Origin of the sequence: Flavobacterium sp. IB48 (assembly GCF_016405855.1) — a bacterium.
Classification (GTDB): domain Bacteria; phylum Bacteroidota; class Bacteroidia; order Flavobacteriales; family Flavobacteriaceae; genus Flavobacterium; species Flavobacterium ginsengisoli.
Genome location: NZ_JAEFCA010000003.1, coordinates 191,583 through 204,227, shown reverse-complemented (window position 1 = coordinate 204,227; position 12,645 = coordinate 191,583). Strand labels below are relative to the sequence as shown.

Genomic DNA, 12,645 nt, shown 5'->3' with positions numbered 1-12,645 from the left:
TAGGGTGAAATTTTTGTTAATTCTATTCGTTTGATTGTGAAGTGTTTTGAAAAAAAGATTAAAAAAAACTAAAAAAACTCAAAAAAAAGCTTGTGAGAAATGGAATGTTGTTATACATTTGCACTCGCAAAACGGAAGCAATTCCTTGAGCAAGGAGAGGTGCCAGAGCGGTAATGGAGCAGATTGCTAATCTGTCGACGGGTAACCGTCGCCAGGGTTCGAGTCCCTGTCTCTCCGCTTAATTTTTGCCTCGGGGTGTAGCGTAGCCCGGTTATCGCGCCTGCTTTGGGAGCAGGAGGCCGCAGGTTCGAATCCTGCCACCCCGACTACAATTGAAATAATGGTCGCATAGCTCAGCTGGATAGAGCACCTGCCTTCTAAGCAGGCGGTCGAAGGTTCGAATCCTTCTGCGATCACAAAAAACCATTCGTCTCGAATGGTTTTTTTGTTTTTATGTAAATAGTTTTGATTTCTATTCTTAGAAATTTTGAAATAATGGTTCCATAGCTCAGCTGGATAGAGCAACGCACTTCTAATGCGTAGGTCGAAGGTTCGAATCCTTCTGGGATCACTTTATAGGATGATCATTTTTGATCATCCTTTTTTGTTTTGTACCTATTTTGTTTATTTTTAGTTGTTTATGGTTAAAAAATATTAATGGTATGAGAATAGCAATTCTTGGAACTCATAAGGTTGGTAAAACCACATTAGCAGAAAAACTGCATGAAACTCTTCCTGATTATGAGTTTTATTCAGAACCGTATTTTGAATTGCAGGAAATGGGTTTTGATTTTTCTGAAACGCCTACTGCAGATGATTATATAATCCAGTTAGAACATTCTTTAAAGCAAATTGTAAGAAGTAACAAAAACGCTATTTTTGACCGCTGTCCAATTGATCTTTTGGCATATGCTTTAGCGGTTGATGATAAATTGAATTTTTCGTCAATATTTAATAAAATTCAAAATGCAATTAAAGAAATTGACGTTTTTGTATTTGTTCCTATTGAACAGCCAGATCGAATTTTGTGCTCAGATTCAGATTTGCCTGAACTGAGGTCTGAAGTAAATGATGTAATCCGAGAATTAATTGATGATTTTGATTTGGAAGTAATTGAAGTAATAGGAAGTTTATCTGAAAGGTTAAATCAAGTTCAAAAATAAAATAGAGCATTAAAGAGATAAAATAAATAAAGACCAAACATTCTTGAACGCTTGGTCTTTATTCGTTTGTAATATTTGTTTTTAATGCAAATTACATTTATCAATAATTGTCAAATTCTCTTCGTTTGTAAAAAGTATCGTCATTACTTTCAGAAGCAAGGCGCGATTCTTCAGTAGGATAATAAGAATTCAATACTCTTCTTTCGTATTCCCTATCAAAATCATTTTGCCAGTTATATCTGCTTGTTTTTCTAAATGTATCATATCCAATATTGTTGGCCATGACAATTTTAGTATCTTTATTTATACTGACAGAACCAATTGGTATAATAATGTGGCTGTCTCCATCTTTATAGATAAATTCCTTTCCATTTTCATTTGCAATTGCATCATGTACTTCATTACGACTGTCTTCTATTAATCCTTTATCAAGATTAACGTCTAGATAAACAACACGTTGCATATCTTTATTAACCCAAAGGTTATCAATTTTTCCTATTGTGCGGTTGTCTGCGTCTACAATTTTCCAACCTCTTACATCAGAATAGTTTGAAGCGACTTTATAATTGGAAAGCTCGTCTAATCTGTATAAATTTCTATCTTTATTTTCCATAGTTTCTTAATAATTTGCTGTGCTGTCTACACTAGAATTGTTTTCGATTTCCATTCTGTTTTCATTTTGCACTTGGTCATCTTTCAAAAAGACATAGTATACAAGTGCTGAGATTAATAGGACTGCTACAATCCATGGCCAAATTGGCTTCTTTTTCTCAATTTTAATTTCTGCCATAACCTGTATTTTTATTATGAATATTTAATTTTATAATAAAGGTACTAATGGAGATTACGTTCGAAAGTATTTAATTTCATATAGAAGTTATAGAATTTCCAGTTGGATAGAAAATTGATTTGCAATGTTTTGTAAGCTTAGTTGCTTGAAATGTATTAATTGAAAATGTTTTTGTCTCTTTAGTTAAACCAATGTTTATGGGAGTTTCTTGTGTTCTTAAATTGTTTTGCAGTAAATTGCTTATTCATTTTTAATTCTAATAACAAATAAAATTTTTACTACACCTCATGAATGAAGGAATAAATTTTTACCGAAATGCCAAGAAAACAAGAAGCTTACTTTTATATGCTAGCGCATTAAGTATTTTAATAGCGATTGCATTTTTATACGGAATAGGAACTTTTGATGGAGTATTTAAAATAAAACTATCAGTTGCTTCAGGTGCTATTCTTTTAATAATGCTTGTTTTGATATTTAAAATGCTTGCAAGTATAAAGGACAAATCTCCATTAATTCAAATAGATTCAAATGGTTTTTCTGGAAGAACAACTCCAGTAGCTAAAGCTTTCGGAAGAATAGAGTGGCAAGACGTTACCGATGTGCAACTAAATAAAGTAGGAGGTGATACTTTGGTTGCTGTTAAAATTGATAATATAGCAAAGTATGACGGCCGCGCTTCTAAGTTTCTTTGGAAAATGGCTTATGACGAGCAAAATTCGAAATTGAATATAATGTACTCCGCTTCAGAAATTGAAATCAATGCAGATGAATTATATAAGCTGTTTTTAGAACATTGGAAAAAATAAAAATAGTCTGTTGTAAAATTTAAAGAGCCACTTTAATGAAGTGGCTCTTTTGTTAGTTCTAAATGCAAAATCGGATAGGGTTTTCCGCAGCCGTCTAGATCAGAAGTAGATTTTACTTCAAATCCAAAATGCTTGTAAAATGCAGTGGCTGTTTGGTTATCTTTATTTACATCAACTTTTGAGATTTTAAGTTCTTCAATTGCATATAATAATAACTTTTTTCCGATTCCTTTTCCGATTTGGTCCGCTGTTACAAACAACATTTCTAAGTTCTCATCATGAGTTCCGATAAAACCAATAATTTGTTGTTGGTCATTTTTTATACAGTTTAAAGAAACATTGTCAAAAAAGTTTGGAATAAGTTCTTTGTAAAATATAAAATCTTCAGGTTTTAAAAAATCGTGCGTTGCTTTTACTGAAGATTCCCACACTGAAATTAATTCTTGATATTCTGATTTATTGACTTTTTGAATCACAATTGATAAATGTTTGTTTTTTTTGATAATCGGCAAAAATAGCAATTATGTGTAATATTGGTTTTATCTTTTTGCGGCTGCCCAGAAAATTGAGTTTCTCAATAGAGTAGTGTATGCTTCGTTTTGAAATAATTCTGGTGCGTGTCCCATAAAAATGTAAACATTTCGTGAAGCAAAGTGATCGTTTGTCCAAACCACAGGATGATCTCCCATTTTTATTTTTGAATCTGGCTGGTAAGTAGATTCATCAACAGAAGCTAGAACATGAACATTTGTTCTCGGACTTTTATCGTAAATGTACCATTCTTCTTTTTTGACTAGAAAATCTATCGGAATTCCTTTTGTTACAGGATGAGATTTGTCTTCAATAGTTACTTTTCCACTCGCAAAATCTGGAATATAATTAACAAATCTGATTCCGCCCATAAAATCAGAAAACCACTTCCACATGGGGTATCCGTCAAACTCTCCAAGCAATGTCGCGTGATGCAGTCCGACCCAGCCGCCTTTCCTGCTGTTCATATATTTCTGAAATGCCTGCATTGATTCTTCGCTCCAGGTGTACGGAGGATAATCCAATTGTATAAAGACTTGATATTTCTTTAAAAGCGCTTCGTTGATGGTTTTTGTACTTTCTATATAATCGATTGTAAAACTGCTGTCAATAGCGAGTTTATTCAACCAAGGTTTGGCTGCTTTTGTAAAAGGAAGATGATGTCCGCCGTTTTCGTACAAAACTAAAGCTTTAAAACGCGACTTCTTTTGTTTTTGAGCTAGACAGTCTTGTTGAAGGAAACAGCCTAAAATAAGTAAAATAAAAAGTGTTATGTTTTTCATTGTTGTGTAAAAGTTGCAGTTAAGCTAACGGTAATAGCTTTTAGTGGCAAATTACAAAAAAATGAAAATTTTTTTAAGTTTAATATTTTACGTTAAAAACTGAAATTTACAACACAAATCAAGTCTGTCATTGTCTGTGTTGTAAAATTCTAAAAAAAAACGATGAGTATTTGATGTGATTTAATTCGTCATTCTTTTTGCTTTTTCCATTTGTTTAAAACATTTGCAGTGAATTTCAAGTCCTTCTTTATATTGTTCAAAACTCATTCCATATAGAAATGATTTGCTTTTTAGATCAGTTTTGCTTGATGCTGGGGTCTCAAATTGATTTTTAATAGAATCTGTTGGAATATTTTCTTTTTTATTGGTATTCTGATTTGTCATAAAATTAAAACTTTGATAAAAGATGTTTTTTCTAAATGCTTTATAAACTCAAGAGGTTAAAAGTTTTATTTTCTCAATTGCTTCTTTATTTTCATTTGCTACTTCTACCAATGCCAGTAAAATATCGTTTCTAAATATTGTTTTATTTCGAACATTTCTAACTAATGATTTGCTAGGAGCAGGCTGTCCTTTTTTGATGATACAAGCAATTGTAAGATCAACATAGGTTACAGGTAAATGCTTATCTATAAATTCATAAGCTTTTTTATTGTGAGAATTATCTTCTTTAAAATTGCTATTATTGATTAATTTTGACATATATTTGCTAAGTATTAATAACATGGTAATTGGCTTATGTAAATGTAGGAATAATATTATATTTATTATTCTTTTTAATGTTAAAAAATATATTTTAGCTATATTTTGAATGAATTTAAAAATGATGTATCACGAAAAATTAAGTAAATTCTTTAAGGACAAAGGATTGAAACAAAAGGAAGTTGGGGCGATTCTAGGATTTAGCCCTGCAATGATTGGGAGGTATTTACATGGAACGGCTAATATAGGTTCTGAATTTATTATTAGCTTAAGTAAAAATTTTCCAGATGTGGATTTGAATGATCTTTTTGCTCCCGATGAGCAAAATATGGTTAATGAAATGGGAGCAGTTTATCAAAAACAAACAATTTTGAATGACCTAGAAGAAATAGAAGGGCGTATTCATAATATTAGACTTCGTCTAGTAGACAAAAAGTTTGAGGAGTAATTGCACGTTTCCCAAGAAAATATCTAGCAAATTTAAACTTTACAGTACTAATGAAACCACTCTATTTGGAGTGGTTTTTTGTTATAAAATACTTTATTTTTAGTTAGGTATATATCAAGTAGTTAAGTTTTTTTTTACTAAATTTGATTAACAATTTCTAGCAGTAACCAATATGGAAAAATTAAAACGACCGGTTTATGTTAAACCAGGAGCGGATGATTTTTTTAAAAAGATGCGTTTAGAAGTGAATGAAACGGTCTTAAAAAACTCGTCCTTGTATGTATTAAATGTTGTGAAGTCATTAGGGCTTCTAGCAGTATTTTTTTTATTCTACGCCTGTATTTTAATGTTCGGGAATCAGACTCCCTTATTGTTTCTTTTTTACATTTTGTCTGGCATTACAATGATCGTTTTATTTATAAATGCTTTTCATGATGCTGCACATGGAGCTTTGTTTAAAAAGCCAAAGCATAATGAATGGTTTTTATATGTTTTAGAACTCTTCGGGAGTAATCATTGGCTTTGGATGAGACGTCATATAAGTCTGCATCATGCATATCCAAATGTGCCAGATTGGGATGTTGATATCAAACAGAGCGATATTATTAGAATATTCCCAAACAGTCCACTATTTAATTACCATAAGTATCAACACATTTACATGTGGTTTATCTATCCTTTTTATAGCCTAAATTGGCTTTATATTAGAGATTTTAAAGACTTTTTTGGTAAAAAGGATAATTATGTAAAGAAAGTAGTAGATAAAATTCCAAGACAAGAAGTTTACAGATTGTTTGTGGCTAAAATTATTAATTTAATTTACTTGCTTTTCATTCCAATGGTGCTTTTGAGCCAGCCTTGGTATACGGTTCTTTTTGCTTGGCTTTCAATGCATTTATGCGGTAGCGCAATTGGTGTTGTGGCGTTAGTTTCTACTCATGTTGACGAAGATGCTCATTTTCCTCATGCAGATGAAGACGGAAATCTTTCTGATACGTGGGTGATGCATCAGATGATTGTTACCAAAGATTTTAGTACAGAAAGTAAATTGGCTAATTTTTTATACGGCGGATTTACTCATCATGTAGCACACCATCTTTTTCCGGCGGTTGGGCATACATACTATCCATATATTACGCCAATTATAAAACGTTATGCAGCCGAATATAATCTTCCTTATACTTCATATCCGTTTCATCATGCTGTTCGTTCTCATTTTAGAATGTTGAGAGACAAAGGCGTAAAAGAGAACATTTTAATTACAGGAGAAATATAGTCTTCAAGATATTTAATAAAAAAGCGGTTTTTTTAAAACCGCTTTTTTTATGCATGTATTATTTTTTAATTTCTGTATTCTCCTTTTTAATATTTAAATCTTTTAAAAAGTTGCCTGTAATCTCAACATCAAAATTATCTTCTTTAAAAATCGTCAGTTTTGACTCAGAAAATTTGTAGACGTTTATTTTATTGTTTTTAACATCAATATACAAATCATAAGAATAAGTGCTGCAGTCATGCTGTTTGCAACCCCAAGCGTGCAGTACATTATCTTGTTTTTCAAAAGGAGTTTCGGTATTCCAGTTTTTTATCATTGCATCGTAGTCAGCTCCTAAAAGTTTTTTTAATCTTGGCGCTAAACTGCTTTTAGTTAAAAATTGAGTCCCAATAACACTTTTATCTACTAAAGCATATAAAGAATCATTTGGGTTTAAAACAGTGCTATCTGCCTGTAAAGCCTCAGTTTTTATAGAAGTAGAATCTGTTTTAGGAACTTCTTTAATAATTTCTTTTTTGCAGGATAACAAGATTAAACTGCTTACAATGGCAGCTAAAATGTATTTGGCTCTGTAATTCATAATATAACTGATTTTAGAATTAATAATTTATTTTACAAAGTCGTAATGGTCTAATTTTCATAAAGATATTAAAAATATTGTTTCTTTTGACAGTAATTTATGACGGATTTCAGATTCAAAAAAATAAATTTTTAGCTCTAAAGAGAAATCGTAAAAATCGATTTTTGATATTTTTTGTTTAACTTCAGTTTTTTAAATTATCTGATAATGAATCATACATTAAAAATTATAGCTTTTTTTCTTTTAGGAATTAGCACTCTACAAGCGCAAAACGAGGTTTATACTTCTCCTTCAGAAGTTAAAATTTCAGATACTACTTTTGTAAATCTAAGAGATTATAGTAATGATTTTGTATACGATATGAAATATGCGACCGAAGATAATTTTCTGAAAACAAAGGTTTACGATTGTGCTGAATGTATGCTTCGTTTAAAGACTGTAAAAGCACTAATTGCAGCCAATAAAGATTTTCAGAAGAAAGGATATAAAATTAAATTGTATGACTGCTACAGACCTTTAGATATTCAGAAAAAAATGTGGGAGATTGTTTCGAATCCTATTTATGTTGCAGATCCAAAAAAAGGCTCCATCCATAATAGAGGAGGAGCCGTAGATATTTCTTTAGTTGATGTTACAGGAAAGGAAGTTGATATGGGAACGTCTTTTGATTTTTTCGGAATTATGGCCAGTCATAATTTTAAACAGCTTTCAAAAGATATTCTTTCAAATAGAAAGTATCTAAAAAATACAATGATTAAAAACGGCTTCAATTCTTTTGATTCTGAATGGTGGCATTATAATTTAAAAGCAGGTTTAAAAGATAAAGTGTCCAACCAGAAATGGAAATGCGATTAATTATTCAACGCATCTTATGTTTTCCATAAAATAGGTATTTGGGTGTGTAACCTTTCCAGTCAATTCAGAGGTTAGTTCTCTTTTTACGATATAATCTTCAACATTTGTTAGATATTTCACTCGCATAATTGAGATCGGAGATTTTTTTAGTTCTTCGTAATTGTCTTTCATAAACATAAAAATACCAGTGTTTATGCGGTTGTCAAATCCTTTGTCGTCACGAACTAATGTTCCGCAATTTTCTTGATTGATATGCATCAATGTTACAATTTTTCCGTTTTCTAATTGTAAAAAGATTTTTGAATTTTTATCAAAACAGTTGGCTTTAATAAAATATTTACTTTTCTGAATAGATTGTAAATTTAAAGTAGGCAATCCGTCTGTTTGGGCTAATGAAAAGAAGATATAATCAAAGTTTCCTCCAAAATATTTCTCACTCATTAAATACTCATTTGTTACTTTATAGCTTCCAATAGAGTCATTTACATTTACGCTGTATTCACATGGTTTTTGGGCAAATGCGGTAATGGTCAATAAAAAAAGGGTTAGTGTAATTAGGTGTTTCATTGTATTAGTTTATTTTGGTGCAAATTAAAACTATTTTGTTATCTTTTACATCAGTTGTAAAAAAACAATACAAATTACCTCCACTTTTTATTTTCCATTTTTTTCTAATGTTTTCTACTGTTTCCTGAAAATTGCGAGTTGTGACATTTGCCTGCTTATTTGCAAGTTCATTTTTCATCTCGTTTTTGTTGTACGAAATGGCTTTTTGAACTTCAAATTTTCTTCCTGGAAAATCAATTAATTCATCAGAAGTATACAAATGAGAATGTTTATGAAGTTTGTCAATTTTAAAAGCAATACTTACTTCATCAAAACCACCAGATTTCATAATAGCCGCATTTGGTTCGTAGAGATATTTTTTTGGAAAATCAAAAGATGGGAATGAGATTTCTTCGCCTAAAACAAATTCAAAAGTTTCTGTTTTTTCTTTTAAAATATTAGCGGTTTTTAAAGTTATTCTACCGGAATAACTTTTGTGAATTTCAAAAAGGAGTTCTTTAACTTCATTTTCGAGCGCTATAATATGAATGTTCTTGACATTTTTTAATTCTGATAATCCTGCCGAAATATCTAATAATGGCGCAGTTTTAATTAAAATAGAATCTGATTTTTCAAAATAAAAATCAAGCAGTTCAGGAACATTTGGGAGACAATCTTTCAGCATGAAAACTTTGCCTTTGCTGTCGTTCCTCCTTGAAGGATCAATATAAATCCAGTCAAATTTTTGATTCGTTTCTTCCAATAAATGAATAGAATCTCCAGCATGAAAAGTGCAATTTTCAACTTGCAATTTTTTGAAATTTTGCGAAACAATAGCAGATAATTCTTTATTGATTTCGCAATGTGTTATCGATTTAAATTTCTTCGAAAAATAATAATCATCGACACCAAAACCTCCAGTTAAATCAATTAAAGATTCGCCAGAAATTAAAGAAGCTTTGTAAGCAGCTGTTTTTTCTGAAGAGGTCTGTTCTACAGATATTTTGCTTGGATAAATTATATTTTCAGCAGCAAACCAAGACGGAAGTTTTTCTTTAGCTTTAGTTCGGGCTTCAATTTGGTTTAAAATTAAAATCCAATCCACCTCTGGAAATGGATTTTTCTGCAGTGCCAATTTTGTTATATCTGCACCAGTATTTTGGGTTATAAATTCCTGTATATCTTGATGCAAAATAGAAATATTCAAAACTATATTCTTTCGGTTAATGTGGAGACAATTTTGTTTTCAGGAAAAAATTCTTTTAAAATTACTTTTATCATAGTAAACAAAGGAACGGCAATGATCATTCCGACGATTCCAAATGTAATTCCGCTGATTAAAGTAATTAAGAATATTTCCAGAGGATGCGAATTTACGCTTTTTGAAGAAATTATCGGTTGACTGATATTATTATCAATTGCCTGAACCAATAAAAAGCCAATTACGACATAAATTGTTGTCGGAAGAATTTGCGATTGAAAATCTTGACCTATTAAGCTAATCATGGTTAAAAGTGCAGCTAAAATAGTTCCAATAATTGGCCCTATATATGGTATAACATTCAGAATAGCACATAAAAAAGCAATTACAAAAGCGTTTTTATTTCCAAAAATCATTAAAACAATTAGATACAAAATAAAAACAACAGTAAGCTGCAGCAAAAGTCCAATAAAATATCGTGTTAGTAAATGATTTATTTTAGTGATAGAATTTAAGATTTTGTCTTCGTTTGTGTCAGGAAGTATTCTGCGGGCTTGAGCTTTAAAAATTTCCTGATCTTTTATAAAGAAAAAGGTGATGAAGAAAACAGAAACCAATCCCATTCCCATATCGGCCATAAAACTTATTATTGAATTGATAAATCCAGTAAAATAGCTAAAATCTAACATAGAGGTTAGTTTAGAATCTTTTATGACTTTATTTAAGTCAACATGCTGAATATTAAAATATTGTTCAATGCTTTGTTCTGTTTGTATAAATTGTGCCTGAAGATGTGCTGTGTCTAGAAGAGATAAATTGTTGGCTTGAGAAATAATTAACGGAACAAACAATAAAATAAAGCCTACAATCAGGAAAATGAACAAGATAATAGTTGTTGTTGCGGCCAATGAATTGCCAAACTTTAGCTTGTTTTTTAAAAATAAAACTAATGGGTTGGCAATTAAACATAAAATTAATGAGATGCATAAATAGACAATTACCGTCTGAATTTCATATAAAAAATAAAGCACAACTGCTATAATTAAGATTACAGCGAGCGCTCGTAAAATTCCATTTGCAATAATTTTTGATGTTATCATTAATTCAAGTTTTAGAGCATAAATATAGGAAAAAGCATTCTAAAATTTAACATCAAACAAAAAAAGCGAGATGAAAACATCTCGCTTTGATTGACTTTTTAATTCTACTATTGCGCAAATGCTGCTCTAGCACCTCCAGTTGTAAAAATAGCCGATATTCTGCTTTTTTGCCCTGCCGAAAACATATACATTGCAGCATCGTCAACATAGTCCATATAGTTCATTGTCATTTCTACTGGCGTTCCAGAACAAGTACTGTAATGTGGGTAAGCAGGAACTCCGTAGTTTGCATCATTATGAGTAGGAGTATCTGCAACAAGATCGCTTCCGCAAGTTGCGTCTCCCCAAATGTGACGTAAATTCATCCAGTGGCCAACTTCGTGTGTAGCCGTTCTTCCTAAGTTGAATGGAGCGTTTGCAGCGCCAGATAATCCGAAATAGCGAGAATCGATTACCACACCATCAGTAGATGAAGCACCGCCAGGAAATTGTGCATAACCTAAAATTCCACCGCCAATGTTGCAAGACCACATGTTTAATTTTGTAGTTGGAGAAGTAGGAGCAATTCCGCCTTGTGCAGTTTTTTTCATTGCATCATTTGTTCCCCAAGAAGTCTTAGTTGTAGATTTTCTAATAACTTGATCCAAAACAAATGTAATTCCGATGTTTGCCTTAACTCCAGCAAATAATGCAGGCACATTATTATAATCTGAGTTTAAAGCATTAAAATCTTTGTTTAAAACATCGATTTGTGATTGAATTTGTGCATCCGAAATGTTTTGTGCAGCAGTTCTATAAAGAACATTAACCACGACTGGAATTTCGATTTTTCCATTTACCAAACGGCCTGTAAAATTTGAACCTGCATGTTGTGTAGTAAAAGTTTCAATTTCGTTCATTCTAATAGCTAATGAAGGATCAGCTTTCAATTGAGCTTCTAAAACTTCTTGTGTTGCGCATCCTCTTCTAGAAGCAACAGTTGCATCTGCATTGGCAGAATCAGATTGTTCATTTTGACAAGCAAACAGCATTAATGCTGCAAATGTGGTAATAATAACTTTTTTCATAATAATTTGGGTTTTTGTTATAAAAATGTTGATTAGTTGAATAATGCAGCAATTTTATAACAAAAAAATATTGTAGAAAAATATTACAAAGATTATTTTGTGAGAAATTTTACAAACCCTTACAAATACTGATTCCTACAAAAAATATATATAAAATATTAATAAGTTATTTCTTTCTTTTTTATTTTTTTAATGCATTACGTCTTGATTATTTGCAGTTTAACGATTTTTTGTATTTGCAGAATCAGTAAATTTTTGACTTGAGGGAAGAAAAAAACGGTTTTAAAGTATGTCTTACAAAGAAGTTATTTCATAAAGTGCAATACTTGCAGCCTGAACCACATTCATACTGCTGTTTTTGCCAAACATATTGATATGTACAATTTGATGAGAAAGTTTTAGAAGTTCCTCAGAAATTCCATTAATTTCACTTCCAATCAAAAGAGCGATTTTTTTGTCGAAAGGAATCATAACTTCTTTTAAGGGTTTACTATTCGAAGTGATTTCTAAGGCAATAATTTCAAAATTATTATCAAGTAAATAGGATTGAAGTTCGCCAAAATCTTCAATAACAGAATGAGCCACATGAAGATGCGTACTGCGTGAAGTTTTATTGATTTTACGTGGTGTCAGCGGAATATCTTTTCCGAAAAATATAATATTTTCAACTCCAAAAGCTTCAGATATTCTGAATAAAGAACCAATATTCTGTTGAAAGTAAATATGATCACATATTAAAGTAATAGGAAATGTTTTTCTTTCAAATTGATTTTCTTCGTGAGTTAGCTGCACTTTCTA

17 protein-coding genes and 4 tRNA genes are annotated in these 12,645 nt (G+C 31.1%); 9 read left to right on the top strand and 12 right to left on the bottom strand.

The genetic code is table 11. The features are described 5' to 3' along the window. The first annotated feature begins 153 nt into the window (after nucleotides 1-153). The 5 genes from JC605_RS11600 (at nucleotide 154) to JC605_RS11580 (ending at nucleotide 1,163) form a co-directional block, all read left to right on the top strand. A tRNA-Ser gene (locus JC605_RS11600) sits at nucleotides 154-237 on the top strand. A gap of 14 nt (nucleotides 238-251) precedes the next feature. Beyond that, nucleotides 252-326, top strand: a tRNA-Pro gene (locus JC605_RS11595). A gap of 16 nt (nucleotides 327-342) precedes the next feature. Further along, nucleotides 343-416 (top strand) — tRNA-Arg (locus tag JC605_RS11590). 81 nt (nucleotides 417-497) lie between these two features. After that, nucleotides 498-571: transfer RNA gene (locus JC605_RS11585), tRNA-Arg, on the top strand. 91 nt (nucleotides 572-662) lie between these two features. Continuing rightward, complete coding sequence (locus tag JC605_RS11580; RefSeq protein WP_198856340.1) at nucleotides 663-1,163, top strand: ATP-binding protein; 501 nt, start codon at nucleotides 663-665, stop codon at nucleotides 1,161-1,163. A gap of 100 nt (nucleotides 1,164-1,263) precedes the next feature. On the opposite strand, the gene JC605_RS11575 is transcribed toward JC605_RS11580, so the two are convergent. Together JC605_RS11575 and JC605_RS11570 are read right to left on the bottom strand one after the other, a co-directional pair. Then, nucleotides 1,264-1,776, bottom strand: a complete 513-nt coding sequence (locus JC605_RS11575) for a PRC-barrel domain-containing protein (RefSeq protein WP_198856339.1) — start codon at nucleotides 1,774-1,776, stop codon at nucleotides 1,264-1,266. A gap of 6 nt (nucleotides 1,777-1,782) precedes the next feature. Further along, on the bottom strand, nucleotides 1,783-1,953 hold the full coding sequence (locus JC605_RS11570; protein ID WP_198856338.1) for a hypothetical protein: 171 nt from the start codon (nucleotides 1,951-1,953) through the stop codon (nucleotides 1,783-1,785). A 287-nt stretch (nucleotides 1,954-2,240) separates the two neighbouring features. Between JC605_RS11570 and JC605_RS11565 the strand changes: the two genes are divergently transcribed. Further along, nucleotides 2,241-2,759 (top strand): STM3941 family protein, encoded by a 519-nt coding sequence (locus tag JC605_RS11565; protein ID WP_198856337.1) that lies wholly within the window; start codon nucleotides 2,241-2,243, stop codon nucleotides 2,757-2,759. Nucleotides 2,760-2,791: 32 nt separating this feature from the next. On the opposite strand, the gene JC605_RS11560 is transcribed toward JC605_RS11565, so the two are convergent. From JC605_RS11560 to JC605_RS11545, 4 genes are all read right to left on the bottom strand, one after another. Beyond that, on the bottom strand, nucleotides 2,792-3,235 hold the full coding sequence (locus JC605_RS11560; protein WP_198856336.1) for a GNAT family N-acetyltransferase: 444 nt from the start codon (nucleotides 3,233-3,235) through the stop codon (nucleotides 2,792-2,794). A 63-nt stretch (nucleotides 3,236-3,298) separates the two neighbouring features. After that, nucleotides 3,299-4,072, bottom strand: coding sequence for a ThuA domain-containing protein (locus JC605_RS11555; RefSeq protein ID WP_198856335.1), 774 nt, complete (start codon nucleotides 4,070-4,072; stop codon nucleotides 3,299-3,301). A 180-nt stretch (nucleotides 4,073-4,252) separates the two neighbouring features. Continuing rightward, entirely contained in the window at nucleotides 4,253-4,456 is a 204-nt protein-coding gene (locus tag JC605_RS11550; RefSeq protein ID WP_198856334.1) for a hypothetical protein, read from the bottom strand. Between the two features lie 48 nt (nucleotides 4,457-4,504). Beyond that, entirely contained in the window at nucleotides 4,505-4,774 is a 270-nt protein-coding gene (locus tag JC605_RS11545) for a hypothetical protein (protein ID WP_198856333.1), read from the bottom strand. Between the two features lie 121 nt (nucleotides 4,775-4,895). On the opposite strand from JC605_RS11545, the gene JC605_RS11540 reads away from it, so the two are divergent. Both JC605_RS11540 and JC605_RS11535 read left to right on the top strand, forming a co-directional pair. After that, the gene (locus JC605_RS11540) at nucleotides 4,896-5,222 is read left to right on the top strand and encodes a helix-turn-helix domain-containing protein (protein ID WP_198856332.1); all 327 of its coding nucleotides are present in this window, start codon (nucleotides 4,896-4,898) and stop codon (nucleotides 5,220-5,222) included. Between the two features lie 172 nt (nucleotides 5,223-5,394). Continuing rightward, the gene (locus JC605_RS11535; RefSeq protein ID WP_198856331.1) at nucleotides 5,395-6,498 is read left to right on the top strand and encodes a fatty acid desaturase; all 1,104 of its coding nucleotides are present in this window, start codon (nucleotides 5,395-5,397) and stop codon (nucleotides 6,496-6,498) included. Nucleotides 6,499-6,556: 58 nt separating this feature from the next. Here JC605_RS11535 and JC605_RS11530 read toward each other — a convergent pair whose 3' ends face one another. Then, nucleotides 6,557-7,078, bottom strand: coding sequence for a hypothetical protein (locus JC605_RS11530; protein ID WP_198856330.1), 522 nt, complete (start codon nucleotides 7,076-7,078; stop codon nucleotides 6,557-6,559). A 207-nt stretch (nucleotides 7,079-7,285) separates the two neighbouring features. Between JC605_RS11530 and JC605_RS11525 the strand changes: the two genes are divergently transcribed. Next, nucleotides 7,286-7,933, top strand: a complete 648-nt coding sequence (locus JC605_RS11525) for a M15 family metallopeptidase (RefSeq protein ID WP_198856329.1) — start codon at nucleotides 7,286-7,288, stop codon at nucleotides 7,931-7,933. Here the strand turns inward: JC605_RS11525 and JC605_RS11520 are convergent, their stop codons facing one another. The 5 genes from JC605_RS11520 to JC605_RS11500 all read right to left on the bottom strand — a co-directional run bounded on the left by JC605_RS11520 (nucleotide 7,934) and on the right by JC605_RS11500 (nucleotide 12,639). Further along, the gene (locus tag JC605_RS11520; protein ID WP_198856328.1) at nucleotides 7,934-8,500 is read right to left on the bottom strand and encodes a hypothetical protein; all 567 of its coding nucleotides are present in this window, start codon (nucleotides 8,498-8,500) and stop codon (nucleotides 7,934-7,936) included. A 4-nt stretch (nucleotides 8,501-8,504) separates the two neighbouring features. Beyond that, nucleotides 8,505-9,686, bottom strand: coding sequence for an RsmD family RNA methyltransferase (locus tag JC605_RS11515; RefSeq protein WP_198856327.1), 1,182 nt, complete (start codon nucleotides 9,684-9,686; stop codon nucleotides 8,505-8,507). A gap of 2 nt (nucleotides 9,687-9,688) precedes the next feature. Continuing rightward, nucleotides 9,689-10,780, bottom strand: a complete 1,092-nt coding sequence (locus JC605_RS11510) for an AI-2E family transporter (protein ID WP_198856326.1) — start codon at nucleotides 10,778-10,780, stop codon at nucleotides 9,689-9,691. Nucleotides 10,781-10,887: 107 nt separating this feature from the next. Continuing rightward, nucleotides 10,888-11,847, bottom strand: coding sequence for a zinc metalloprotease (locus JC605_RS11505; protein WP_198856325.1), 960 nt, complete (start codon nucleotides 11,845-11,847; stop codon nucleotides 10,888-10,890). A gap of 294 nt (nucleotides 11,848-12,141) precedes the next feature. Beyond that, complete coding sequence (locus tag JC605_RS11500) at nucleotides 12,142-12,639, bottom strand: TrmH family RNA methyltransferase (protein WP_198856324.1); 498 nt, start codon at nucleotides 12,637-12,639, stop codon at nucleotides 12,142-12,144. Between the last annotated feature and the right edge of the window lie 6 nt (nucleotides 12,640-12,645).